We start from the raw sequence: 23,926 nt of genomic DNA on the forward strand, positions 1-23,926 counted from the left end.
CTCTTTAATTATAGTTTTTGAAAACAGGGGCCCCGCCCCATTCAACGGGGCCCTGTTTTGCTTTCTGTCGGTGTCAGAATTCTCGGATGCAGATGATGCAGGCCAGCTGGCTGTTGTTCGAGTCGTAAATGCGGATGAATCCCTGACCGCCGGTGTACGTATTGCCTGGAGCATCCATGGTGACATAGATTTCGTTGTCATAGGATTCGGTACCCAGCCAATTCCCCGCCGATGAGGCTGTGATGTTGGCGTATTCTCCGTTCAACAGGAAAGAGATGCTTCCCATCAGGTCGAAAGATTTATAGGTCAATCGGTACAGTTTGCCTCCGGCTTCGATAACATCCCAGTTGTTGGCGATGTCCTCATCGGCATCGGGATCTCCGTTGGTCAGATCCTCAAACGTATAGTAACCCAGTTGTTGATACATCTGGTTGCTTTCACTCTCCGAGATGGAGAATCCGCCTTCGCTTCCGCCTTCACCCGCTTGTTCAATGGTGGCGCAGACATACTGTTTGTACTCCTCCTTGACGTCGGTACTTTCGGTGTTGAAAAGGTCAAAGTTGGGATCGGTGATCTTCTCGGCGAGGACCTTCGGCAGGGCAATTACGAGCACTTCGCGGGTTTCACCCTCGTTGGCCTTGACGCTGACGGTATAGTCGTGCAGCTGGAAGGCACTGCCCTTCTCATCCCACGAATCCGCGATTGTCACCCAATCGTGTTGGGATGCCTCGTAGCCATAATACCACTCGCCTTTCTTTTCGCCGATATAGAATACCACGTCTTTGGCGCTGTACAGACTTCCAGTGCTCGACTTTTCTTCGCTGACCGTACCGTTGGAATCGACGGCATACCCTTCGGCATTGAACGAGAAGGCGGCGGTTGCTGCGCCCGAGCCGTTGCGGACTACCTTGGTCAAATCGGGCAGGACGAAGCAGTAGCGGTTGTGGGCGTTGTTGCCCGGATCCGTAGCGGGGTCGATGTTGCTGTCATAGAAGTCGATCATGCCGATGGCACCGTTGATCTCCTGTTCGGTGATCTGTGCGAAGTCGGCCGTGACGAAGTACTCGCCCTCCATGGGACGTGCCGTAAAGGTGAGCCAGTCGGGGGTCGAGGCGAGCCACTCGAAGTTGCTCTCCGCCTTGAATACCTGCATGTATCCGGTCTTTCCGGTGAACCAGATCAACTCCGGTGCTCCCTCGGGGGCCACTTCGGGCACGCTGCTCTCCGTGTATTTGGCAACCGGGGTTTCGCTGTATTCGTAGGAGAAGTCATACGCCTCCTGCGTACCCTCGTCCGTGAGGAATCCCGACAGATAGATGTCGAATTCGCGTGCGGCGGTCTGACGGGTAACCTTGGCGATGACCTGGGTCTGTCCGCCCATGGTGAGCGACACTTCGCACGAGGGGGTCTCGTCATAGACATCCTGGTCGGTCGTGATTACCTGGATGGTGACGGGTTCGGTGCTGGCCTTGCCCGAGATCGAGGAGGTCTCTACGACGCCGTCGCTCAGGCTGAACCACTTCGAGGTTTCGGCATCGGTCGGGATGCTCACGGTCCAGTCCATATTGGGAGTGAATGAGACGTTGCAGGAGGTCTCACCCGCCGGGATGTTCAGTGTGGCCATATCCGGGAATACGGGGGTAGGATCACTCGTGTCTTTGCCGTTGTCCTCCGAGCAGGCGGAGAGCAGCAGGGCCGAACTTGCCAACAGAACCGATGTCCAGTGTAAAATCTTGGTTTTCATAAGACATTGCGTTTAGTTGTACTATAATTAAAGAGAATGGGATTTTTGAATCGTTCGCATGTTATTCCCGATCCGCGTTGCCCTGATTGTTGCGGGGATAATCCGGATCGTCTCTGGGGTCCCGAGCCCCCGACATGTTGTTTTCGATTTTCAGCCGCACGGCCTCTTCGAGCGATACCCATTCCAGGACATTGTAGTAATGTCCGACCGTTCCCACCATCGTTCCGAGGTCTTTCAGATAGACGTACAGCCAGATGGATGCGTATTTTTGGCACGTATTGTAGTAAGAGTCGTAATAGGGGCTCACGGTACCCAGGATCTTGTTGTCGGCATTGATCTGCCCGAAGACGGTCTGTTCATCGCTGAGGACCTGATCCTCGTCCATTTCGATGACGGGTTCCATGGGGTCGTCGTTCGTCAGCCGCATGGTGACGTCATAGCCGTCGTAGAGGAAGTCGTGAAGGATGATCGTATTGGGCTCCGTGGGGTGCTTCTCGGTGAGGATCAACCGCTGGTAGTTCTGATCCAGCGCGCTGGGGTAGTCGTAGAGCAGCAGCGACGTGACCACGCACCAGCCGTCGAAGGCGTCCAGATCGTAGTCGCAACCCTTGTAGAAGACGACTTTCGTGTAGTCGCTGCCGGCATAGAGCCCGGTCCAGTGTACCTGGTCGGGGACCAGCAGGTGGAGCTTGAATCCCAGGGAGTCGGTATCCTGAATATGGTCATAGATACCTGCGACCTCGACATTGGCGGTACGTTCTCCGGCGGGGATGGTGATCGTGTTGGATTTCAGACGGTAGTGGTAGCCTTCGATGGCGTTGCTGCCCTGGTCGATGACCTCGACGGCGAAGGTGCGGTCGTAGTCGCAGGCGACGGTCGATGCAACCGGAATCGAGAAATAGGCCCCGTCCGGGAATACCATGTTGGTCGACAGGGTGTCGGCGAACATGATGTATTCGGCATCGGAGTAGGTTTTTTTATCCGAGTTACATCCTGCAGCGAAGAGGCCGGCCAGGGCGGTCGCACACAGTATTGCGGTAATTCGTCTCATATTGGGTATAGGTCTTTGAAATCGTTGAATGCGTTAGTTGTTGCTCTCGTTGGGCTCGATTTCTGAACCGGGAGCTTCGAGTTCGTGGCGCGGGATGGGCCATACGAACCGGGGGTCATCGGCTTCGATCTTGAGCGAGCTGCCTTCGGCGAGCGAGCACGACTGGGGCGTGCGCTCGAATCCCATGTGCCAGCGTTTGAGGTCGTTGAGGCGGAATCCCTCCATGTAGAGCTCGCGCACGCGCTCCTCGGAGATGGTTTCGAGCCAGTTGTCGGCGCTGACGGTGATGGCGCCGGCCCCTCCGCTGTATCGTTTCTGGCGCAGGTCGGAGAGGTCCTTTCCGGCAGCGGCGAAGTTGGGGGTATCGAGGCGGCAGTAGGCCTCGGCCCGGATCAGATACTGCTCCGACAGGCGGAAGAGCTTGGGCATGCAGTACATGTAGAGTTTGTCGGCAGCGATGAGCTCCTGGTTACCGAAATACTTGACCAGTACGGGCCATGTCAGGCCGTTGGCATATCCCGTCGTTACCTCCTGGAAGTAGGTGCTGTACCGCAGGTCGTAGCCTGTGGCGTAGGCGTCGAGCACCCACTGTGCGGGGACGTAGTCGGGATAGTAGTGCTGGTAGTCGCGGTTGATGTTGAGGAACACCTGTCCGAGGGCTCCGCCATAGGAGGTGGATGTGTATCCGATCTGCCAGATGATCTCGGTACCCCAGTCGTATGCCCACATGTAGGCGAGGTAGGTCGTCGAGCCGGAGATGACCGAGACGTCGGTGAGTTTGATTCCGGCCTTGTTGTCGATGACCTTCGAGGCGTAGTCGATTGCCGTCTGGAAGTCCTGCATGTAGAGGGCCACGCGGGCATGGAGAGCCTGTGCGGCGGCGGCGGTGGCGTAGATGGAGTTGTACTGGTCGTAGTCGTTGTCGAGCAGCTCCTCGGCGTGGCGGAGGTCCTCCAGTACGAACTCGTAGGAGGCCTTGAGCGAGGCGCGCTTCATGGGCTCGGGCTCGGAGTACTTCGAGCGCAGCACGACACCGAGTTCGTTCTCGGCCGTATCGGGATCGTAGGCCTTGCAGAAGCACTCGATGAGTTTCGAGTAGCAGAGGGCCCGGATGGTGTACACCTCACCGGTGTAGAAATCCAGATAGGTGAGGTTGTCGACATCGGTCTCCTGCTGCTTGACCTGGCCGATGCGCTCCAGGAAGAAGTTACAGCGGCTGATGATGGCGTAGAGCCCGGCATAGACGGATTCGACGTCGCTGTCGGTGGAGAGGATGTTCCAGAGCCAGGCGGGTCCGTATGTATTCGAGAAGTCCTCGACGGCATAGGCCAGGTCGGCCTGGATGTCGGGCATGACGGTGAGGGTCCCGCTGAAGAGCGAGCTGCTTTTCAGTCCGGCATAGATTCCGGTCAGGATCTGTTCCGCGTCTTCGAAGGTCTGCATGGCCTCGCCTTCGGGGATGGCCGATTCGGGCAGTTTGTCGAGACACGACGAGGTCGCGCCTACCAGCAGCATTGCGGCGATAAGGGTTTTTATATTTCGTAACATGGTTGTCGTCAATCGTTTTAGAACATGAGGTCGAGGCCGAAGGTGAATTGCCGCGACATGGGGTACTGGGCCTGGTACATGTTGCCCACGCCTTCGGGGTCGAGACCCGAGAACTTGGTGAACGTCAGCAGGTTCTGCGCCTGGGCATAGATTTTCAGGCCGCTGATGAACCGGGTCTTGCGGATCAGTTCCTCGGGGAATGTGTAGCTGATCATGAGGTTCTTCAGACGCAGGAAGGAGGCATCTTCGAGCAGGCGGTCGTCGAATTCGGTATAGACGCCGTGGCGGGGGATGTCGGTGTTGTCACCGGGCTGTTTCCAGCGGTCGAGCAGTCTGCGCGACTGATTGTAGGTGCTGAACCGGCCGTTCGATTCGTCGAAGTAGCGGTCGTTGTTCATCATCCAGCGGTCGGCGACCCAGGAGAACTGCGCCGAGAGGGAGATTCCCTTCCAGGCGAGGGTCGTCCCGAAGCCTCCGGCCCAGGGGGCGTACATGCTTTTCCCGACGAGGACCTTGTCTTCGTCGCGCATTTCGGTGGTTATTTCGCCGTCCTTGGTGTACCAGAGGGCGTCGCCGTTGGCGGGGTTCACGCCGGCGAAGCGGTTGACGTAGAACTCTCCGGAGTCGTGTCCGACGACGAGTTTCATCGACGTGGCGGCCATTTCATACTCCTGTACGCCGTTGTAGAGCTCGACGATCTTGTTTTTGTTGTAGGAGACGTTCGCGTTGAGGGTCCAGATGAAGTCCTTCGCGGCGACGACCGTACCGGAGAGGTTGATTTCGGCGCCGCGGTTGACCATCACGCCGATGTTGTCCCAATAGTATCCGTAACCCTTGTAGGCGTAGGACTGGGGCACCTGCATGAGCATGTCGGTGGTGCGTTTGTTGTAGAGTTCGAGGTCGACGTTGAGCCGGTTCCAGAATCCGAGGTGGAAGGCGAGGTTCGTGGTCCAGAGCTTCTCCCACCCGAGGTCCTCGCTGGCGGGCTGGCTGGGGGCCATACCGGCATTGCCGTAGTAGTCGAGGCCTCCGCTCACGAGGGCCAGGTGCACGTAGTTGTTCGGTACGGAGGAGTTGCCCGAGGTACCGGTGCTGACGGCGATCTGGGCGTTGGTGAGCCAGCGCCGTGCCCCCTCCATGAAACCTTCGTTGCGGAGGTTCCACATGAAGCCCAGGGACCAGAATCCGGCCCAGCGGCGGTTGGCGCCGAAGCGCGACGAGGCGTCGGCACGGATCGAGAAGTCGGCATAGTAGCGGTCGTCGTAGTTGTACTCGCCACGCCCGAAGAACGAGAGGTAGGCATAGTCGTTGTCGGTGGTGTCGAGCCACGACGAGGTGCGGGTACCGGAGGAGATATTGACGAGTTTGTCGTTGTTCTGGCCTTCGGTGAGGATCGAGAAGTCCTCGTAGTGGTAGTCGAGGCCCTCCTGGCCGAGGAGGAAGTTGAAGGCGTGCTTGCCGTTTACGCGGAACTGGTAGTTCAGGGTATTGGTGACCGAGAGCGTGAGGCCGTCGGTGGACATGCGCTGGGCGCTTCCTTCGCCGAGGTTGGGGGCATAGCTCGGGGTGGAGGAGCCGAACCCGGTCATGTGGGTGTAGTCGACGTTGAACTGCGACTTGAAGGTCAGGCCGTCGATGATGGTCGCTTCGGCGAAGAGGCTCGACACGAGTTTGTATTTCTTGTATTCGCGGCGGTTGTTTTCGAGCCATTCGAGGGGGTTCTGCCCGTCTCCGAGCCAGGAGCCGTCATTTACCGAAGCGAGCGATCCGTCGGGACGGTACGGGTTCCAGTAGGGGAGCATGAAGCGGGCCGCGGAGATCGGGGTGACGAGCCTGTATTCGCCGTCGTCGGCCTGCTCGATGTTCTGGTAGTTGAGCATGGTGTTGGTCCCGATTTTGAGCCACTTGGCGGCTCTCTGTTCGATGTTTGCGCGGAGCGAGTAGCGGTCGAAGTTCGATCCGAGGGCGATACCCTCCTGGCTGTAGTAGCCGCCGGAAACGAAGTAATTGGTCTTTTCGTTGGCGCCCGATACGGAGAGCTCGTAGTTTTGGAGCATGGCGGCGCTGTTGTATACTTCGTCGAGCCAGCAGATGTCGGTTTTGCCCAACAGGTCGTAGTCCTTTCCGGAGGAGAGTCCGATCTCCTTTTCATACTGGATTCGCTCGGCGGTGTTCATCAGGTCCCAGTTTCCCTTTGCGAGCTGGGAGAATCCGAGCTGCATGCGGTATGTGATGTTGGGTTTTTCGGCCATTCGTCCGCGCTTGGTGGTGATCACGATCACGCCGTTTGCGGCCCGGGCGCCGTAGATCGAGGTCGACGAGGCGTCCTTCAGCACGGAAATCGACTCGATGTCGGCGGGGTTGATGGCGTTGAAGTCACCGCTTGAGATGGCGATACCGTCGAGGATGTAGAGGGGAGCCGTCCCGGAGTTGATGGAGTTCGTACCGCGGATATTCATGGTTGCGGCGACGCTGGGTTCACCGGAACTGGAGAGGACGGTCAGGCCGGGGACCTGTCCCTGGAGGGCCTGGTCGAAAGCCGCGGTGGGTGTCGACTCGACCTTTTCGGCCTTGACGGTGGATACGGATCCGGCGATGGTTCCCTTTTTGCGGACGCCGTATGCGATTACGACGACATCGTCGAGGGCCTGTGCTTCGGGCTGGAGTTCGACGTTGTGTGTGATCCGGGCATTCCCGTCGGGGACGGTGAATTCGACGACCTTGTAACCGATGTAGTGGTAAGAAAGGATGGTTCCGGGCGCGACGGCGATGGAGTAGGAGCCGTCGGCGAGCGTACTGACGCCGCTTGCGTTTCCGGAAATCACGTGTACGCCGATCAGAGGGCTTTTGTCCTCGGCCGACGTGACGAGACCGCTAACCGTGATGGATTTCCCCCCCCCTTGGGCTAAGGCGGGAAATGCACACAACAGGAAAGCGAATTTCAGGAGTAAAGATTTTGTTTTTTGCATGGTGAAATTCTTTCTGTCGGTGCAAAAGAAGGGATTATAAATGATTAAAACAAGTCGTATGTGAGGCTGGAATGTAAGTGCGGTGGGCTGAATCGTGTTTTCAGCTGCATTTCTCAAATAATTTAATATATTGATTGACAGTTGTTTGTTTTGATGTTACGATTTGTAACCGAAAAGGTGAAAAAATAGATAAAAAAAATTTTCAAAATTTGAAAAAAGGGGGGAAACGGCCTGTTTTTGCGGAAAAGCGGTTGGAGAAACGAGGGTCCCGGAGGGTGCGTTGTTTTCTTTTCTTTGAGCCCCTGAATCTACCAAAAATGGCTTTATGTGCGTATTTTAGAGGGTTTTGTGAATTGGTTCTCCATTTTGGGAGCCGGAAAACAGGTGCTGTTGCGACCGAAAAAAAGGAGCGGCATATCGATCGCGTTTATAGGGGATATGAAAAGTTACGATTTGTAATCAAATTCGGGAAAAACGCTGACGAACCGGAATTTTTGTCGATTTGAAAGGGCTCTTCAAAGCGCACCCTGTCCTGGAAACTTTTTCGTCCGTTTCTGCCCGGGGCTTCGGATCTGTTCAACCGGGTCTCCGCGGGTGCGGTTCCGGCATCCGCAAGGGGGTGTGCCGACACTTTTCCGGGCCGTCGGTCGGGTGTTTGCGGCGGAACGGGGATCAGCGGATCAGTCCGGCTTCGTAGTAGATGATGATCTGCTCGATCATCCGGTCTTCACCCTCCTTGTCGTAGTGGGATTTGAGGTCCTGCCCGAATATTTTGGAGATTCCCTGCCAGAATCCGGCGACGAATCCTCCGCGGAACTCCTTGAGGACCTCATAGGCGGTATATTCGGTTTCGCGGTCGATGAGTTTGAGCAGGACGCGTCCTTCGGTGCGGGTCATGCGTTTTGCTACGGGGGTGTACTCCTCCTTGATTTCGTGGTATATTTTCCGGATGTACTCTTTCTGTGCCTTTTTGGTCGGGAGCCGGCAGAGTTCCTCCTCCATGTCTGCCATTTTCGCGCGGGCGATCTTGGCGATGGGGTATACCTTCTTGACGGCCTCGACCAGCCTTCTGTATCTGCGCAGGTCGACCGGGCGGCTGAACACATAGACGGGGAGGATGTGTACCATCGGGATCGAATCCCCGTTCTCGACCTCCCACTCCTGATGCCAGAACCCGCGGCCCCCCTGTGCCTGCACTCCGGAGAGTGCGGCCCCCAGGGCGAGGAGGAGCAGGATCCACTTTTTCACGGCCATCGATCTTATCTCTCTATTCACGGGGTCCATCCCCGGGACATCCGAATCCGAAAATGACGTTTTCATTTGGCCCGGCGCACGACTTTGCGTATCTTTGCACGGGCTCCGGGTCTGTGCAAAGATAGGAAAAGTTCCGTGGAGGAGCAAATCTCCGCGTCGGGTCAGCGGATCCGGCGGGCGGGGCGATGCAGACCGACGGGGTTGCGAATGAACGGATCACGAACAGTAAAAAAACGAAAAGAAGATGCTTGAAACAGGACTTTCAGCCCGCAGCGTCACGACGGTGACGGCGGAGAATACGGCGGCCGCGATGGGCTCGGGCGACCTTCCGGTGTTTGCGACGCCGGCGATGATTGCACTGATGGAACACGCGGCGATGGATGCGGTTGCGGGTTCGCTGCCTGCGGGTTCGACGACGGTGGGTTCGGAGATGAACGCCACGCACCTGAAACCGTCGGGACTGGGGGCGGAGATCTCGGCGACGGCGGTTCTGACGGCGGTCGAGGGCCGCAAACTGACCTTCAACGTCGGGGCGCGCGACGCGCAGGGCATGATCGGCGAGGGGACGCACGTGCGTTATATCGTCGACCGGGAGAAGTTCATGTCGAAACTCGGTTGACGGTCCCGGCATACGGGAGACTCGTCGTTGGTTCGGGGCGAATATGCGGATTTTTTGATGCCGGGATTTGGAATTGTAAATTTTTCGTTATCTTTGTCCCGCTTTCGAGCGCGAGTTTGAGCTGTGGTGTAATGGTAACACAGCAGATTTTGGTTCTGTCGTTCTGGGTTCGAGTCCCGGCAGCTCAACCTGAAAAAGGTGGTCGCAAGACCACCTTTTTCTGTTTTATCGAGAGATGCCGGTCCGGTATGGGCGGAGCGGTTTCTGGCGGGTTTCAGCTCCGGGGCCGGGGTATTTCCTGTTTTCCGGCCTTGTCCCGGGGCATCTCCTTTGCCGGTGTTTTCTGTGCCGATTGTCTTCGGTCCGGGGATTCGGGGTTCTTCGGATCCGGGAGGTCGGAGCAGCGGGTCGATCGGTCGATTCTGCCGTTCAGGAGCGTGATGGCATCCAGGTCTTCGGCATCGGGATCGTGCTTCGGGGCACTCATCGGCTGTTCTGTTTTTTCGCCGCATGTGTTTTGCGGCGGGAGATCCATGCGGCGATCCAGAGCAGGAGGATGGCGCCGATTACGGCCGTGGCGAGACTTCCGAGGGTTCCGACGGGGATCCAGCCGATCAGGGAGAAGATCCATCCGCCGAGGATTCCGCCGATCAATCCGACGATGAGGTTTACGATGAGTCCGGAGCCGGAGCCCTTGACGATCAGATTGGCGAGCCACCCGGCAGCCAGTCCGATAAGCAGATACCAGATAAAGTACATTTTTCTGTAAGTTTGATTCGGGAAGCGGAGGTGCAAAATCCGTTCCGAACCGGCTTTTCGGTCTTACAGATCCATTTTCTGTTGCGCGGCAGGGGGGGGTGCGGGTTATTCAGGGGCGCATTCCGCTGCGTTACAGGGCGGATTTGAGGGCCCGGGCGAGCTGGTCGGGACAGGATGTTCCCTTGTGGTTGCAGTCGATTCCTTCGAGTCGACGGATGACCTCGCCGACCTCCATGCCGCAGACGAGGGCGGCTACTCCCCGGGTATTTCCGTGACAGCCGCCGGTGAAGGAGACCCGGCGGACGATACCGTCCTCGATCTCAATATCAATCTGTCGGGAGCAGGTTCCCTGACAGGTGTGCGTGATTTTCTGGATCATGGTGTGTTCGGATTTTCGTTGCGGGTGGCAAATATACGAAAGCGGATCGTTTCCGCCAAACGGAGCCGGGGTCGGGGAGGGAAAAGAGCCGCATCCAGCGCGTGGATGCGGCTCTTTTTCCGGTCGATGGTAAGCGGTATTTCGGCTTCGGGGGGGCGACTTTACGCCCAGCGGAACTGCGGCCTTTTCGGCCTGACGGCTGTTTCGGCCCCTCCCTTCGGCCCGCCGGTTCTCCGATTCCGGGACGGCTGTTTCGGCCCCTTCCTTCGGCCCCGCCGGTTCTCCGATTCCGGGACGGCTGTTTCGGCCCCTCCCTCGGTCTCTTACTGACGCTGTGCGTTGGAGTTGTCGGCCACGACCATGTTCTTGTCGATGCGCAGCGTGACGTTGCTGTCGACCTCGATGAGCAGGGTGTTCTCCTTGATCTCCTTGACGGTGCCGTAGATTCCGCCGGCGGTGATGATCTTGTCACCCTTTTTGAGTCCGTCGCGGAAAGCCTGCATCTGCTTGCGGCGCTTGGCTTCGGGACGCCACATGAAGAGCCAGAGCACCAGCACCATCAGCGCGATCATAATGATGAAACTGTACTGCTCCATGAATCCCGGCTGCGGTTTCATGGGAACGGTTTCGAGGAATTGAATCATAATGTTTGTTCTGTTTTTAAGTGAAAATTCCGGGTGTTTGGAAAAGTTAACGCGACAAAGATAGAAAATATTGTCGAAAAAACAAGAGATCAGTCAATATCGGCTTCGACGAGCAGGCGGAATGTCCTGGGCGCCCCGGCGATGAGGAGTTCGACGCTTTTGAGTTGCCATCCGTGCTCGCCGCGGGAGTCGAACGTGATCTCTACGGGGAGGGTTCCGCCGGGCGGAACGGGCTGTTTGTCAAATTCGAGCGACGTGCATCCGCAGCTGGTCCGGTAGGAGGTGACGACGACGGGCTTTTCGGTCCGGTTCTCGATGCGGAGTCGGGACAGGGCGATTTCGCCGGATCCGAGATGCCCGAAGCGGATGGTATCCGACCCTCCGTTCCGAAGAACGGAGTCCGTGAGTGCGATGATGCGGCCCGCCGGGGGCAGCTGTCGGGCTGCGGTCCGGGGCTTGCAGGCGGCGAGTCCCGCGACGACGGCCGTGAGGAGCATTCCGCGGAGGAGGTATCGGGAGGGGAACATAGAGCCTGTCAGGAATCAGATAAGTCCCCGCCCGGCCTTTTTGATGCGTCCCTCTTCGGTAAGGGAGGCGACGATCTTGTCGAGGACTCCGTTGATGAAGGTGCTGCTTCCGGGCGTGGAGTAGTACTTCGAGATTTCGATCCACTCGTCGAGGGTCACCTTGACGGGGATCGAGGGGAAGGAGGTGAGCTCGGCCATGGCGGTTCCGATGATGAGGTTGTCCATGAAGACGATGCGCTCGACATCCCAGTTAGCGGTGAATTTCTCGATGTAGTCCTGATAGGAGTTGTAGTTGATGAGGGCCTTTTCGAAGAGCGTCTTGACGAATTCGGGATCCTCCTCGCTCTTGAACTTCGCGGGGACGCGGATTTCGGTGTGGGAGGCCCGGAGTCCGGAGAGGGTGCGGAGGATCATGACGACGATGTAGGGGAGGTCGTCGGTCCAGAGCATGGAGATCTCCTCGAGGACGTCGTCGAGGCTTTCGGAGTTTTGGAGTTCCTTGAAGAATTCTTCGAGCAGGCGTTTGTCGTCGTCGAAGGATCGTTCCTCGCGGAGCATGTACTCCTTGTAGTACTCGCTTTCGGTGAGTTGGGTATAGAGTGTGCGGATGATTTCGGGGTATTTGGTCCAACCGAGTTTCCGGGCTGCGATTCGGTCGTTTACGGCGTCGGAGTTTGCGATGGTCCGGATGACGGCGTTGTCGACGAATTTGGTGTTTGGGTTGAGGTCTTCGAATGTGGGCAGTTTCTTTTGTTTTGCGATTTCCTGCCGCTGTTCGGCGTAACGGGCGATTTCGACGGGGAGGACAAGGATCTGGAAATAGAGATCGTAGGCCTTGTCGACGGAGGCCATGAGGTTTTTTTCCGACGCCATCATGTTGTCGGCTCCGGACTTGATGTGTGCGAAGAGAGCCTTGATGACCTTGATGCGGAGTAATCTTCTGCTCAACATAGATAGAACGATTTTTTTCGGGCGCAAAGGTAGTGAAAAGGGATTTAAAAATGAAAAATTTCGCATTAAATTCCTAATTTTGCAGCCGTATGGAAGAACAGACGGAAAAACAGGGATACGACGTGATCGTCGTGGGAGCCGGGGCTGCGGGCCTGATGGCCGCGGGCACGGCGGCACGGAACGGGAAGCGGGTCCTGCTGCTGGAAAAGATGGAGAAGTCGGGGCGCAAGGTGCGCATCACGGGCAAGGGCCGCTGTAACGTGACGAATGCGCGTCCGGCGGAGGAGTTCGCCTCGCAGGTCCGCACGAACGGGGCGTTTTTTGCGTCGGCGTTTGCGGGCTTCGACAACCGGGCGACGATCCGCTTTTTCGAGCGACAGGGCGTGAAGCTGGAGGTGGAGCGCGGCGACCGGGTCTTCCCGAAGAGCGGCAAGGCGTGGGACATCGCCAATGCGCTGCTGGACTACTGCGTCGACAACGGCGTTGAGATCCGCTACGATACGCGGGTTACGGGCATCCTGACCCTCGGGGGCCGGGTTTTCGGCGTGAAATACCTTAATAAACGGGGCTTCGAACGCAAGGAGGAGTGCCCGGCTGTGATCCTTGCCACAGGCGGGGTCTCCTACCCGGCGACGGGTTCGACGGGCGACGGGTATGCGTTTGCCGCGGACCTGGGCCACACGATCGAGCCGCTGCGGCCGTCGCTGACGCCGCTCGTGACGTCGCACCCGATGGTGCGCAGCCTGCACAAGCTGCTGCTGCGGAACATCCGCGCGACACTTTATATTGACAATGTTCCGGCGCGCGAGGAGTTCGGCGAACTGGGCTTTTCGGATCGGGGGATCGAGGGTGCCGTTGCGCTGCGCATGAGCCGCGATGCGGTGGATGCGCTGATCGACGAGCGCCGCGTGAAACTGGTCGTGGACCTGAAACCGGCATTGAGCGAAGAGATCCTGCGCGAACGCATTGCGCGGGAGCGTGCCGAGTTGGCTCCGACGGAGTTTTTCGGCGAGCTGCTCCGCAAACTGGTTCCGCAGCCGCTGGTCCGTCCGCTGGCGCGGGAGCTGGACATCCCTGCGGAGGAGTACGTGGGCAAGCTCACCGACGAGCGGGTTGCGCGTCTGATCCGGACGCTCAAAGGGCTGACCTTCCCCATTACGGACTATGCACCGTTCGAATACGCCGTGACTACGGCCGGCGGGGTGCGCTGCGAGGAGGTGAATCCCGCGACGATGGAGTCGTTGAAGGTCCCGGGCCTCTACTTTGCGGGCGAGGTGCTGGACCTGGACGCCAATACGGGCGGCTATAACCTCCAAATCGCCTTTTCGACGGGTCGTCTGGCGGGCCAACTGAAAAAACAAAAGGGATGAAACTGGCCGGCCATCGCCTGACCCTGCATCTTCCGCGACGGGTTTCGGAACTTCGCAACCGCCTTTCGCGGGCGCGCTATTTCCGGGGACACGGCGTCCACTCGCCGTTTGTCTACGCCATCGTGCGGGAGGTCTTCATGCGCCGGGAGCTGCTTCCGGGCGACCGGTCGCTGTATGAAGCGTTGCTCGGCACGGGGCTTTCGCGTCGTCGGGCGGTCCAGTTGCAGAATCTGATGATCCATTGCGGCTATGCGACCTTCGGCATGAATCGTGCGGATGCGGATCTGTGCATCGCCACGCGCGACCTTCCGCGTGCGGAGACGCTGGCGCTGGTCCGAGCGGCGTCCGAGGGGCGTCATACGGTTGCCGTGCTGTCGCCCTATGAGGGTCGGGATCGTCAGGCGCTGTGCGCGCAGATCGTTGCGGGGCACCGTTCGACGACGGTGGACAACCGGGCCTACCTGCTGATATTCAACAATCACTTGCCGAAACAACATTTCCGGATATGAAGGTTTACACGAAGACGGGCGATCGGGGCCAAACCTCCCTGATCGGGGGGACGCGGGTCCCGAAGACGGACGAACGGGTCGAAGCCTACGGTACGGTGGACGAGTTGAGTGCCTTCACGGCATTGCTGACGGACCACCTGCGGGATGATGCACGGCTTGCGGGGACGGTAGACGACCTGCACCGGATCCTTTCGCGGATGATGACGGTCGAGGCTTTGCTGGCGGCCGACGAACAGGGCCGCGGGAAGCTGCCGCCGCTTCCGGAGGATTCGGTTGCCTGGTTGGAGGGGCGGATCGACGCGATGCAGGCGACGCTTCCGGCGATCGACAAGTTCACGATTCCGGGGGGACACCCGGCGGTGTCGTTGAGCCATGTCTGCCGGACGGTCTGCCGGCGTGCGGAGCGTGCTGCGCTGCGTGCGGATGCGGCGTACGGGACGGATGGTGCGGTTCTGATGTGGCTGAACCGCCTTTCGGATTACTTCTACGTGCTGGGCCGATACCTGACGCTTCATTTCGGGGTTGAGGAGACGTTGTGGATTCCCTGATCGGCGGGCCGTGGCGGTTCTGGCGGTTCTGGCGGTTCTGGCGGTTCTGGCGGCGGATTGGCGTTCGGAGTCGTCAGGGCGGTTCCGGCGGTGGATTTTGATATTTCCGGCATGTATCCGTTTTTTCGATGTCCCGGCGGCTTACGGCCGGATCCGGCTGGGATCCGGATCTCCGAAGTTTTGGAACCGGGGGGGGGTAGGAAAAAGGGAGAATTGCAAAAAAGTGCGGAAAAAAAGTTGCTAATTTGAAAAATAGCCTTATCTTTGCACTCGCAATACGAAAAACGGTGCGTTAGTTCAGCTGGTTAGAATACGTGCCTGTCACGCACGGGGTCAGGGGTTCGAGTCCCCTACGCACCGCCAGGGACCGATAAGAGAAGCCGGGCAAAACCGGAAGAGAAGGTCCGAATGAAGCAAAAGCCTTGTAAACGATGAGTTTACGAGGCTTTTTGTTTTTGGATTGTCTGCACGGGAAAGCAAAAGCAACCTTTTTTCAAGCCGGTTCGATACGAATAGTCGGTCATGTCCTGTCTTTCAGACGGTTAATTATGTCATTGCAGGTGTTGAGAACTTTCTTGTCGATAAAATACTGGATACAGATACCTGCAAGGAGAGCAACGCACATAAAGGTTATGGCAGCGACGCCTCGCTCCGGGATGCGGAATGAGTTGTGGATTTCAGGAAATAAGAAGCACATGAGGCCTACCGCCAAAATCCATGAGACCGTATTGACGATCATGTAGTTCCGTTTGAAATTCCTTAATCTGGTTACCGTCGCGAGGACGTTGTCTGTGCCGTATTCTATTTTCCCGAGTTTGTGGTATATGAGTACATAGCCGATCAGCATGAGTACATAGAATGCTGCAATCATACCGGCGAGGCACATGTCAAGTCCCCGGAGATAGGAAGCCGCCAATGTGATGAGAATCGCTGCGCTTGCACTGTACAGGGTTGTTCTTCTGTTTGCATCCAGCACCCTGACCTTGCTCCGGAAAACCATTTCCATAAGTTGGCTGTTGATTATCACCTGCTTGTCCATATCTGCTTTGAGATACGCGTAATCCGACATCATCTGCCGGAGTTCATCCTGCATGGATAAATTGTCATTCTGCATAGCCATTGATTTAGATGTTCATTTTTTCAGTTCCTCTTTGATTCTGTAAAGCTGGAAGGAGACATTTTTTACGGAAATGCCTATGACAGCTCCGATTTCTTCATAAGACAACCCTTCGAGCCACAAGAGAATCAGTGCGCGGTCGACAAGTCCGAGGCGGTTTATCCTGTCATAGAGGCGTCTGACCTGCAATGTCCTGTCGCTAATTTCTCCAAAGAAATCGACATCGATGTTTAACGGGATATGTGTAGTTTTTCTTTTCTTTTTTTTCTGTGCGTTTATGCAGGTGTTGAGACTGACGCGGTAGATCCAGGTTCTGACATCCGACTCTCCGCGGAAAGAGTCATATCCTTTCCAGAGCCTGACCAGCACATCCTGAAAAAGGTCTTCCGCCTCCTCTCTGCTTCCGGAAAACATATAGCAGACGGTATAGACAAGGGTCTTGTGCATTTCTGCCAATCGGGTGAATTCCTGTTCCTTCTGTTCCATCATGTTTCAGATTTTTATCCTATTAGACAACAGAGTCTCCGAAAAACTATAAATTATCTGTCTGTTCGCATTGAGGCGGTCAAATACTGTATAAATTAAATCCCTGTCAATCTCATTGATTGACAGGGATTTAATAATCGTTTCCGTGCTTAAAACCGCACTAATATTCTTCCTCGTTGAAGAAGAAGTCGTCTTTGGAGGGGTAGTCGGGCCAAATATCCTCGATGGATTCGTATATTTCGCCTTCGTCTTCGATCTCCTGCAAGTTTTCGAGCACTTCGAGCGGAGCTCCCGAACGAACCGCATAGTCGATCAACTCGTCTTTCGTTGCGGGCCAGGGTGCATCTTCGAGCTTCGAGGCCAGTTCCAGCGTCCAATACATAGTTATAAAATTTTAAGTTTTTGACAATCAGCAGTTTGGTCGTCCAACAGGGCTTGCGGCCCTTATGACCGATTTGCAAAAGTATAAAAAAAACGAGAAAAACAAATAAAAATTGCAGTTTCTTGAATTCGTGGCGGGAAAACGAACAGAAATTGTTCGAAACCCGAACTCTTCCGACAGCTTCCGCCCGATTTTTCCGTCGCGGAAACCGGCTGTCGGACGTTCGTTCCGCCCTCGGATACCGTTATTTCGTAGCGATGAAGAAGAGGTCGTAACATCCCTCGGCGACGGGACCTATGCGGTAGTCGTCCATGCGGATCGAGGTTGTCAGATCGTTGTTTTCATGGAGGAGCCGCCGCCTGTTGAGGCGGTTGAGCAGGTCGTAGGGGATCTGCAACATCCAGCGGGGGAGCCGGTGTTGAAGGTCGAGAGGGTCGAATCGCGTGATGCGCTCCACGCCGCGTCGGTTTTTCTCGTAATAGGCTGCGACGCGCTCGTTTCCGAAGACTCCGAGTGCTTCGACCTGCGGGAATACGGAGTCGAGGAGTTCGCGGAGTTCGTCGGCGGTGTATTCGCGCACGTGCCAGGGATTCCGCGTGAGCGACATCGGGGCATTGGGCGTCGTGACGATGAAGCGGCCTCCGGGGCGCAGTACGCGGTGGATTTCGCGGACGAACAGCCGGTCGTTGCGGATGTGCTCGATGACCTGGAACGAGATCACGCAGTCGAACGTTTCGTCGGGGAATCCGAGGGGCGGGACGACGGCCTGCCGGAACTCGACGTCGGGACGGGCGAGCAGTTCGGGAGCGGGGCAGTGCTTGTCGATGGTGACGAACCGCCGGGCGTTGGGCGCCACGACCTCGATGCCGTACCCGGCCCCGGTTCCGATTTCGAGCACGTCGCCTGCGATGCGTTCTGCGGCGGCGTGATAGGCGAGCAGCGAGCGCTGGAAGACGAAGTTGTCGGAGACTTCGCGGGAGACGCGCTCCGCGGTATTGATTTTCGGCATGGTCGCTTGCGGTTTTATTTTTTCAGACGGATACCGTCGTCGAGGACCTCGACCGTGCCGCGTTTGAGCAGCATGCCGAGCGAGCGTTTGAAGACTTTCTTGCTCATGCGGGTGCTTTGCCGGATGACTTCGGGGTCGCTGTCGTCGTTCAGGGGGAGGACCCCGCCGTTTTCGCGCAGCATGCGCAGGAGGGTTTCGGCCGAATCGCGGACCTGTGCGAGTCCGGACTGTTGGAGACTGATGTCGATTCGGTTGTCGTCGGTGATGCGGGCGACGTATGCGGTCAGGCGGTCTCCGACGGCGACGGGCTGAAAGATCTGGTTGCGGTAGATCATGCCCCAGTGGCGGTTGTTGACGACGACTCGGAATCCGATCGGGCTTTCCGAAGCGACGAGGATCGAGACCTGTTCGCGGGGTTTGACCCTGATGAGTTCGTTGTTGACGAAAGCTTTGAGTTTTTCGGTTGCCACGCATCGTCCGGTGATGTCGTCTTCGTAGAGACAGACGAGATACTCGTGCCCGACGAGTACGCCACCCTGCTGGTTCCGGTTCGGGAGGAAGAGGTCCTTTCCGTGGAGTCCCCAGTCGAGGAATGCGCCGTGCGGGGTTTTGTCGACGACGCGCAGGAATCCGACCTCACCGACACGCAGCAGGGGTGTTTCGGTGGTAGCGACGAGCCGGTCTTCGGAGTCGTGGTAGATGAAGACCTTCTTTTTGTCGCCGACCTTGTCGGTCAGCGAGGTGTAACGGTTGGGCAGCAGGACTTCGTACTGCTCCTCATCGGCGAGGTAGATTCCGTATTCGGAGATTCGGCTTACGGTCAGGGTTTCGGTGCGTCCGGCTTTGAGCATGTTCGGTGATGCGATTGATCCGGTGCAAAAGTACGTTTTTTTCGCGGGTTTTCCAATTCCGGGGCCGGGGGTTGCCGTTTTGCGGGGAAAATCGTATCTTTACGGCATCCGGGAGCTGGTGTTCCGGAGACATGAAAAACGACGAACAGGATGGATTTCCGAACCGGTCTTGAATTGAGTTTTCTGCAACTGGATGCCTCGAAGCCCGTTTCGTCCCGGCTTTCGGCGGTAGGGGAGCGGGTTCTGCAAGCCCCCGGAGACCTTGTTGTCCTTCCGGAGATGTTTGCCACGGGTTTCCGGACCGATGCTGCGGCGGTGGCGCAGCCGATGGACGGAGCGGTCGTTGCCTCCATGCGCGAATGGGCGGTCCGTAGCCGGAAAGCCGTTGCGGGGAGCGTTGCGGTAGCCGACGGGGGCGGTTTCCGCAACCGGATGCTCTTTGTCCGTCCATCGGGAGAAATTTCGTGGTACGACAAGCGTCACCTGTTCCGCCCGGGCGGTGAGACGGATTCGTTCCGGCCCGGCAACCGCCGTGAGGTGGTCGAATTCCGGGGAATCCGGTTTCTGCTGCTGGTCTGCTACGATCTGCGTTTTCCGGTTTGGAGCCGTTGCCGGGGGGATTACGACGTGATCCTGTGCAGTGCGGCGTGGCCCGAGTCGCGGTGCGACGTGTGGCGGACGCTGCTGCGTGCGCGAGCGTTGGAAAATCAGGCGTGGGTCGTGGGTGTGAACTTTGCGGGCGCGGATGCCGCGGGGCGCTATGCCGGGAGTTCGGCGATCATCGACTGCTTCGGCCGCCTCCGCGCCGAGGCTCCGCCGCAGGGTGCGGCGTGCCGCACGGCGCGTTTCCTGGCGGAGGAGCAGAGCGCCTTCCGGGAGCGCTTCCCGACGGCGCTCGATGCGGACGACTTCACGCTGACGCAATAAAATCGCGGAAAATATCGTATCTTTGCACGATCCGCCGCTCCGAAGCGGGGCGACGGTGCCGTTTTACCTCGTCCGGACCGGTTTCGGACGAGACGCAAGCATGAATTCCGGGATATGGAGGAAACGATCAAGATAGAGGGCGCTCGGGTCCACAACCTGAAAAACGTGGATCTGGAAATTCCGCGCCGCAAACTGGTGGTCATCACGGGTCTTTCGGGGTCGGGGAAGTCGTCGCTGGCCTTCGACACGATCTACGCCGAGGGACAGCGCCGCTACATGGAGACGTTGTCGACCTATGCGCGTCAGTTCGTGGGGACGATGGAGCGTCCCGACGTGGACAAGATCTCGGGTTTGAGCCCGGTTGTCGCCATCGAGCAGAAGACCACGAACAAGAACCCGCGTTCGACGGTGGGGACCGTGACGGAGATCAACGACTTTCTGCGTCTTCTTTATGCGCGGGCGTCGCGGGCCTACTCGCCGGTGACGGGCGAGGAGATGGTCCACTACACGGACGACCGGATTGCGGAGCTGATTCTCGAAGGCTTTGCCGGGCGGCGCATTGCGCTGATGGCTCCGGTGGTGAAGGGTCGCAAGGGCCACTACCGGGAGTTGTTCGAGTCGCTGGCGCGGAAGGGGTATATCTACGCACGGATCGACGGTGAGATCCGCGAGATCTCGTCGGGGATGCGCCTCGACCGCTACAAGATCCACACGATCGACCTGGTTGTCGACCGGCTGATCGTGGGGGAGGAGTCGCGCGACCGGCTTGTCACCTCGTTGAAGGAGTCGATGCGCCAGGGCAAGGGGACGATGGCGGTCTACGACTACGGGACCGGGCAGCAGCGCTTCTATTCGCGGCACCTGATGTGCCCGACGACGGGCATAGCGTTCGAGGACCCGGCCCCGCACACCTTCTCGTTCAACTCGCCGAAGGGCGCCTGCCCGCACTGCAACGGATTGGGCGAGGAGGCGGTCTTCGATCTGGGGAAGATCATCCCCGACATGCACCTTTCGCTGCGCGAGGGGGCCGTGGAGCCGCTGGGCAAATACCGCAACAACATGCTCTTCGCGACGCTGGAAATGCTGGGCCGTCGCTACGACTTCACGCTGGACGATCCGCTGGACAGCTTCTCGGAGGAGGCGCTCAACGCGGTGCTGTACGGTGATTCGGAGCCTTTGACGGTCGACCTGACGGAGTTCAGCTCTTCGGGCGGGCGCCAGTTCCTCTCGTGGGAGGGCGTCGCGGAGTACATCGGCCGCACGGAGGACGACGACTCGAAACGGGGCCAGAAGTGGCGCGAGCAGTTCCTCGTCTACCGGAAATGTTCGGTCTGCGGGGGCACGCGCCTGAAAAAGGAGGCGTTGCAGTTCCGCATTGCGGGGAAGAACATCGCGGAGGTCTCGGCGATGTCGATCGCGGAGTTCTCGGAGTGGGTTCCGACGCTGCGCGGGGCGATGAGCGACAAGGAGTGGCGCATCGCGCAGGAGATCGTCAAGGAGATTTCGGAGCGTCTTCGCTTCCTGATGGACGTAGGCTTGGGCTACCTGTCGCTGGCGCGGTCGTCGCGGTCGCTGTCGGGGGGCGAGAGCCAGCGGATCCGGCTGGCGACGCAGATCGGCTCGAAGCTGGTGAACGTGCTCTACATTCTGGACGAGCCCTCGATCGGGCTTCACCAGCGGGACAACCGGCGGCTGATCCGGAGCCTCGAGGAGCTTCGCGACGCCGGCAACTCGGTGATCGTCGTGGAGCACGACGAGGAGATGATGCGCGCCGCGGACTTCATCGTGGACGTGGGCCCGAAGGCGGGCCGGCGGGGCGGACTGATCGTGGCTGCGGGGACGTTCGACGACATCGTGAAGACGAACACCATCACGGCCGACTATCTGACGGGCCGCCGCCGGATCGAGATTCCGGAGACGCTGCGTCCGGGCACGGGCGAGGCGGTCACGATCCGCGGGGCGCGGGGCAACAACCTGAAAAACGTCACGGTGCGCTTCCCGCTGGGGAAACTCATCTGCGTGACGGGCGTGAGCGGCTCGGGGAAGTCGACGCTGGTGAACGAGACGCTGCGTCCGATCCTTTCGAAGGCGCTCTACCGGTCGTTGGACCAGCCTTTGGAATACGATTCGATCGAGGGGATCGAGCATATCGACAAACTGGTCGTCGTGGACCAGTCTCCGATCGGGCGGACGCCGCGCTCGAATCCGGCGACCTATTCGAACGTCTTCGCGGACATCCGGAAGTTGTTCGAGATGACGCCCGACGCGCAGATCCGGGGCTTCAAGGCGGGGCGCTTCTCGTTCAACGTGAAGGGAGGCCGGTGCGAGGAGTGCCGGGGTGCGGGCGTGCAGACCATCGAGATGAACTTCCTGCCGGACGTCTACGTGCGCTGCAAGGCGTGCGGCGGCCACCGCTACAACCGCGAGACGCTCGAAGTGCGCTACAAGGGGAAGAACATCGACGACGTGCTGAACATGACGGTGAACATGGCGGTGGAGTTCTTCGAGAACATCCCGGCGATCCACCAGAAGTTGAAGGCGATCCAGGACGTGGGCCTGGGCTACCTGACGCTGGGCCAGCCCTGTACGACGCTGTCGGGGGGCGAGAGCCAGCGGATCAAGCTCTCGGCGGAGCTTTCGAAGCGCGACACGGGCCGCACCCTTTATATATTGGACGAGCCGACGACGGGACTCCACTTCGAGGACATCCGGCTGCTGCTCGACGTGCTGAACAAGCTGGTGGACCGGGGGAATACGGTGATCGTGATCGAGCATAACCTCGACGTGGTGAAGGTTGCCGACCACCTGATCGACATCGGTCCGGAGGGCGGAGCTGCGGGCGGAGAGATCATCGCCGAGGGTACGCCGCACGAGGTTGCGCAGTGCGGGAGGAGCTATACGGGCCGGTTCCTGAAACAGATGGGACTTTGATCCGTATCGGCCGGGCGCGGGAGTTCTCCGTCCGGCCGTTTTTTTCGGGAATGCGGGATCTCGTCCTGTGTTTCGGGAAGTCCGGACCCCGGCAGCAACCGCTTCGGACGCAGGTTGTAGTGACGGCGGGCTGTTCCACGCGCCGGGACGCGGAGACCCCGGCCTGTGGCATCGATTTTGTGTTCATGGCCGATACCAAATCTATGTGCCATGAAAAAAACAGCCATTTTTGTTGCGGGCCTGCTGCTGTGTGCGGGGGCCGTCACCGTGATCGGACAGAAGAAGGTGCTCTCTCCGAAGCAGGAGCAGCGCGAGGTCCGCGAACAGCGTCGTGCGGAACGTATCGCCAACTATGAGAAGACGATGGATTCGATCGTTCTGTCGCGGAATTTCCAGTTCAACCCGCAGACGATGCAGCAGCAGCCGGCGGGCCCGATGCGTCAGATCATGAACCCGACGTTCAACGTGGGGATCTGGGACGGGACTGCGGACATCTGCCTTCCCTACATCAAGGGCTATGTTCCTCCCTACTACACGACGGTCCTGAACTATACGGTTTCGAACTTGCAGGGTTATACGACCGAGCAGACGCACGAGGGGTGGATGGTGACCTTCTCGACGTCGCTGTTCTCGGCCTCGAACTATACGTTCACGTTCGAGATCTTCTCGCGCACGGGCGGTGCGAACCTGACGATCACGAATCCGTGGTACAATGCGGTCCAGTATTCGGGGTCGATCTCGCAGCTCTACTGATCGGCGCCGACCGGCGAAAAAAAGCCTCTCCGATTTTCGGAGAGGCTTTTTTTACGGCCTGCGGCCCGTTTCGGTCAAGGCCGGAAGATGAGCGCCACGGCGGAGACGGATACGCCCTCCTCGCGGCCCTCGAATCCGAGCTGCTCGGTGGTCGTGGCCTTGACCGATACGCGGTCGGCGTCGATTCCGAGATCTGCGGCCAGCGCTTCGCGCATGCGGTCGATGTAGGGGCGGAGTTTGGGGCGCTGCATGCGGATCGTGCAGTCGACGTTGCCGATCGCGTACCCCTTTTTGCGGAGGAGCGCGGCGACGCGGCGCAGGAGAATCCGGGAGTCTATTCCGCGGAATTCGTCGGAGGAGTCGGGGAAGTGGAGCCCGATATCCCCGAGAGCGGCGGCGCCGAGCAGGGCGTCGCAGAGAGCGTGGATGGCGACATCGCCGTCCGAATGGGCGACGCATCCTTTGGCGTGAGGGATCTCCACGCCTCCGAGGACGAGCCGCAGCCCGTCGTCAAGTGCGTGCACGTCGTAACCGTGCCCGATTCTGAAATCCGTCATAACATAGCGTTTTGAGTTGCCAAAATAGGGAAAAAAGCGTA

At 58.5% G+C, this 23,926-nt stretch carries 24 protein-coding genes and 2 tRNA genes; 9 read left to right on the forward strand and 17 right to left on the reverse strand.

The window, feature by feature from the left end:
• Window positions 1–73: 73 nt before the first annotated feature.
• The 5 genes from B5G16_RS06090 to B5G16_RS06115 form a co-directional block, all read right to left on the reverse strand.
• Complete coding sequence (locus B5G16_RS06090) at window positions 74–1,744, reverse strand: hypothetical protein (protein ID WP_143260841.1); 1,671 nt, start codon at window positions 1,742–1,744, stop codon at window positions 74–76.
• A gap of 61 nt (window positions 1,745–1,805) precedes the next feature.
• On the reverse strand, window positions 1,806–2,795 hold the full coding sequence (locus tag B5G16_RS06095) for a DUF4984 domain-containing protein (protein ID WP_087262259.1): 990 nt from the start codon (window positions 2,793–2,795) through the stop codon (window positions 1,806–1,808).
• A 33-nt stretch (window positions 2,796–2,828) separates the two neighbouring features.
• The gene (locus B5G16_RS06100; protein WP_087262260.1) at window positions 2,829–4,343 is read right to left on the reverse strand and encodes a RagB/SusD family nutrient uptake outer membrane protein; all 1,515 of its coding nucleotides are present in this window, start codon (window positions 4,341–4,343) and stop codon (window positions 2,829–2,831) included.
• A 17-nt stretch (window positions 4,344–4,360) separates the two neighbouring features.
• The gene (locus B5G16_RS06105; RefSeq protein ID WP_087262263.1) at window positions 4,361–7,312 is read right to left on the reverse strand and encodes a SusC/RagA family TonB-linked outer membrane protein; all 2,952 of its coding nucleotides are present in this window, start codon (window positions 7,310–7,312) and stop codon (window positions 4,361–4,363) included.
• A 672-nt stretch (window positions 7,313–7,984) separates the two neighbouring features.
• Complete coding sequence (locus B5G16_RS06115) at window positions 7,985–8,566, reverse strand: DUF4294 domain-containing protein (protein ID WP_300257738.1); 582 nt, start codon at window positions 8,564–8,566, stop codon at window positions 7,985–7,987.
• A 244-nt stretch (window positions 8,567–8,810) separates the two neighbouring features.
• On the opposite strand from B5G16_RS06115, the gene B5G16_RS06120 reads away from it, so the two are divergent.
• Both B5G16_RS06120 and B5G16_RS06125 read left to right on the forward strand, forming a co-directional pair.
• Window positions 8,811–9,185, forward strand: coding sequence for a thioesterase family protein (locus B5G16_RS06120; RefSeq protein WP_087262267.1), 375 nt, complete (start codon window positions 8,811–8,813; stop codon window positions 9,183–9,185).
• A gap of 117 nt (window positions 9,186–9,302) precedes the next feature.
• Window positions 9,303–9,373 (forward strand) — tRNA-Gln (locus B5G16_RS06125).
• A gap of 86 nt (window positions 9,374–9,459) precedes the next feature.
• Here the strand turns inward: B5G16_RS06125 and B5G16_RS06130 are convergent.
• The 6 genes from B5G16_RS06130 to B5G16_RS06155 all read right to left on the reverse strand — a co-directional run bounded on the left by B5G16_RS06130 (window position 9,460) and on the right by B5G16_RS06155 (window position 12,445).
• On the reverse strand, window positions 9,460–9,672 hold the full coding sequence (locus B5G16_RS06130) for a hypothetical protein (protein WP_087262269.1): 213 nt from the start codon (window positions 9,670–9,672) through the stop codon (window positions 9,460–9,462).
• Window positions 9,669–9,944, reverse strand: a complete 276-nt coding sequence (locus B5G16_RS06135) for a GlsB/YeaQ/YmgE family stress response membrane protein (RefSeq protein ID WP_087262271.1) — start codon at window positions 9,942–9,944, stop codon at window positions 9,669–9,671. Before B5G16_RS06135 ends, B5G16_RS06130 begins: the two co-directional genes overlap by 4 nt.
• Window positions 9,945–10,074: 130 nt before the next feature.
• Window positions 10,075–10,323 carry a TIGR03905 family TSCPD domain-containing protein gene (locus tag B5G16_RS06140; RefSeq protein WP_087262273.1) on the reverse strand — a complete coding sequence of 83 codons (249 nt, stop codon included), beginning with the start codon at window positions 10,321–10,323 and terminating at the stop codon, window positions 10,075–10,077.
• 323 nt (window positions 10,324–10,646) lie between these two features.
• Window positions 10,647–10,967, reverse strand: coding sequence for a preprotein translocase subunit YajC (gene yajC, locus B5G16_RS06145; protein WP_204228038.1), 321 nt, complete (start codon window positions 10,965–10,967; stop codon window positions 10,647–10,649).
• Between the two features lie 89 nt (window positions 10,968–11,056).
• Window positions 11,057–11,494, reverse strand: a complete 438-nt coding sequence (locus tag B5G16_RS06150; protein WP_087262275.1) for a DUF1573 domain-containing protein — start codon at window positions 11,492–11,494, stop codon at window positions 11,057–11,059.
• A 15-nt stretch (window positions 11,495–11,509) separates the two neighbouring features.
• The gene (locus B5G16_RS06155; protein WP_087262277.1) at window positions 11,510–12,445 is read right to left on the reverse strand and encodes a transcription antitermination protein NusB; all 936 of its coding nucleotides are present in this window, start codon (window positions 12,443–12,445) and stop codon (window positions 11,510–11,512) included.
• Window positions 12,446–12,534: 89 nt separating this feature from the next.
• Here B5G16_RS06155 and B5G16_RS06160 point away from each other — a divergent pair, with 89 nt between their 5' ends.
• From B5G16_RS06160 to B5G16_RS06175, 4 genes are all read left to right on the forward strand, one after another.
• Window positions 12,535–13,815 carry an NAD(P)/FAD-dependent oxidoreductase gene (locus tag B5G16_RS06160; RefSeq protein WP_087262279.1) on the forward strand — a complete coding sequence of 427 codons (1,281 nt, stop codon included), beginning with the start codon at window positions 12,535–12,537 and terminating at the stop codon, window positions 13,813–13,815.
• Entirely contained in the window at window positions 13,812–14,324 is a 513-nt protein-coding gene (locus B5G16_RS06165; RefSeq protein WP_087262281.1) for a hypothetical protein, read from the forward strand. The genes B5G16_RS06160 and B5G16_RS06165 overlap by 4 nt, the downstream gene beginning before the upstream one ends.
• Window positions 14,321–14,872, forward strand: a complete 552-nt coding sequence (locus B5G16_RS06170) for a cob(I)yrinic acid a,c-diamide adenosyltransferase (RefSeq protein WP_087262283.1) — start codon at window positions 14,321–14,323, stop codon at window positions 14,870–14,872. Before B5G16_RS06165 ends, B5G16_RS06170 begins: the two co-directional genes overlap by 4 nt.
• 286 nt (window positions 14,873–15,158) lie before the next feature.
• Window positions 15,159–15,235: transfer RNA gene (locus B5G16_RS06175), tRNA-Asp, on the forward strand.
• A gap of 157 nt (window positions 15,236–15,392) precedes the next feature.
• On the opposite strand, the gene B5G16_RS06180 is transcribed toward B5G16_RS06175, so the two are convergent.
• From B5G16_RS06180 to B5G16_RS06200, 5 genes are all read right to left on the reverse strand, one after another.
• Window positions 15,393–15,992 (reverse strand): hypothetical protein, encoded by a 600-nt coding sequence (locus tag B5G16_RS06180; RefSeq protein WP_087262285.1) that lies wholly within the window; start codon window positions 15,990–15,992, stop codon window positions 15,393–15,395.
• A gap of 12 nt (window positions 15,993–16,004) precedes the next feature.
• Window positions 16,005–16,475, reverse strand: a complete 471-nt coding sequence (locus B5G16_RS06185) for an RNA polymerase sigma factor (RefSeq protein WP_087262351.1) — start codon at window positions 16,473–16,475, stop codon at window positions 16,005–16,007.
• Window positions 16,476–16,635: 160 nt separating this feature from the next.
• Window positions 16,636–16,857, reverse strand: coding sequence for a DUF2795 domain-containing protein (locus B5G16_RS06190; protein WP_009597992.1), 222 nt, complete (start codon window positions 16,855–16,857; stop codon window positions 16,636–16,638).
• 244 nt (window positions 16,858–17,101) lie between these two features.
• Entirely contained in the window at window positions 17,102–17,866 is a 765-nt protein-coding gene (locus tag B5G16_RS06195) for a class I SAM-dependent methyltransferase (RefSeq protein ID WP_087262287.1), read from the reverse strand.
• A gap of 14 nt (window positions 17,867–17,880) precedes the next feature.
• Window positions 17,881–18,717, reverse strand: a complete 837-nt coding sequence (locus B5G16_RS06200; protein WP_087262289.1) for a CvfB family protein — start codon at window positions 18,715–18,717, stop codon at window positions 17,881–17,883.
• A gap of 150 nt (window positions 18,718–18,867) precedes the next feature.
• Here B5G16_RS06200 and B5G16_RS06205 point away from each other — a divergent pair, with 150 nt between their 5' ends.
• From B5G16_RS06205 to B5G16_RS06215, 3 genes are all read left to right on the forward strand, one after another.
• Complete coding sequence (locus B5G16_RS06205; RefSeq protein WP_087262291.1) at window positions 18,868–19,644, forward strand: nitrilase-related carbon-nitrogen hydrolase; 777 nt, start codon at window positions 18,868–18,870, stop codon at window positions 19,642–19,644.
• Between the two features lie 114 nt (window positions 19,645–19,758).
• Window positions 19,759–22,575 (forward strand): excinuclease ABC subunit UvrA, encoded by a 2,817-nt coding sequence (uvrA, locus tag B5G16_RS06210; protein ID WP_087262293.1) that lies wholly within the window; start codon window positions 19,759–19,761, stop codon window positions 22,573–22,575.
• 210 nt (window positions 22,576–22,785) lie between these two features.
• Window positions 22,786–23,328 (forward strand): DUF4251 domain-containing protein, encoded by a 543-nt coding sequence (locus B5G16_RS06215; RefSeq protein WP_087262295.1) that lies wholly within the window; start codon window positions 22,786–22,788, stop codon window positions 23,326–23,328.
• Window positions 23,329–23,402: 74 nt separating this feature from the next.
• Here B5G16_RS06215 and ispF read toward each other — a convergent pair whose 3' ends face one another.
• On the reverse strand, window positions 23,403–23,885 hold the full coding sequence (gene ispF, locus B5G16_RS06220) for a 2-C-methyl-D-erythritol 2,4-cyclodiphosphate synthase (protein WP_087262297.1): 483 nt from the start codon (window positions 23,883–23,885) through the stop codon (window positions 23,403–23,405).
• Between the last annotated feature and the right edge of the window lie 41 nt (window positions 23,886–23,926).

This window comes from Alistipes sp. An66 (assembly GCF_002161445.1).
Lineage (GTDB): Bacteria > Bacteroidota > Bacteroidia > Bacteroidales > Rikenellaceae > Alistipes > Alistipes cottocaccae.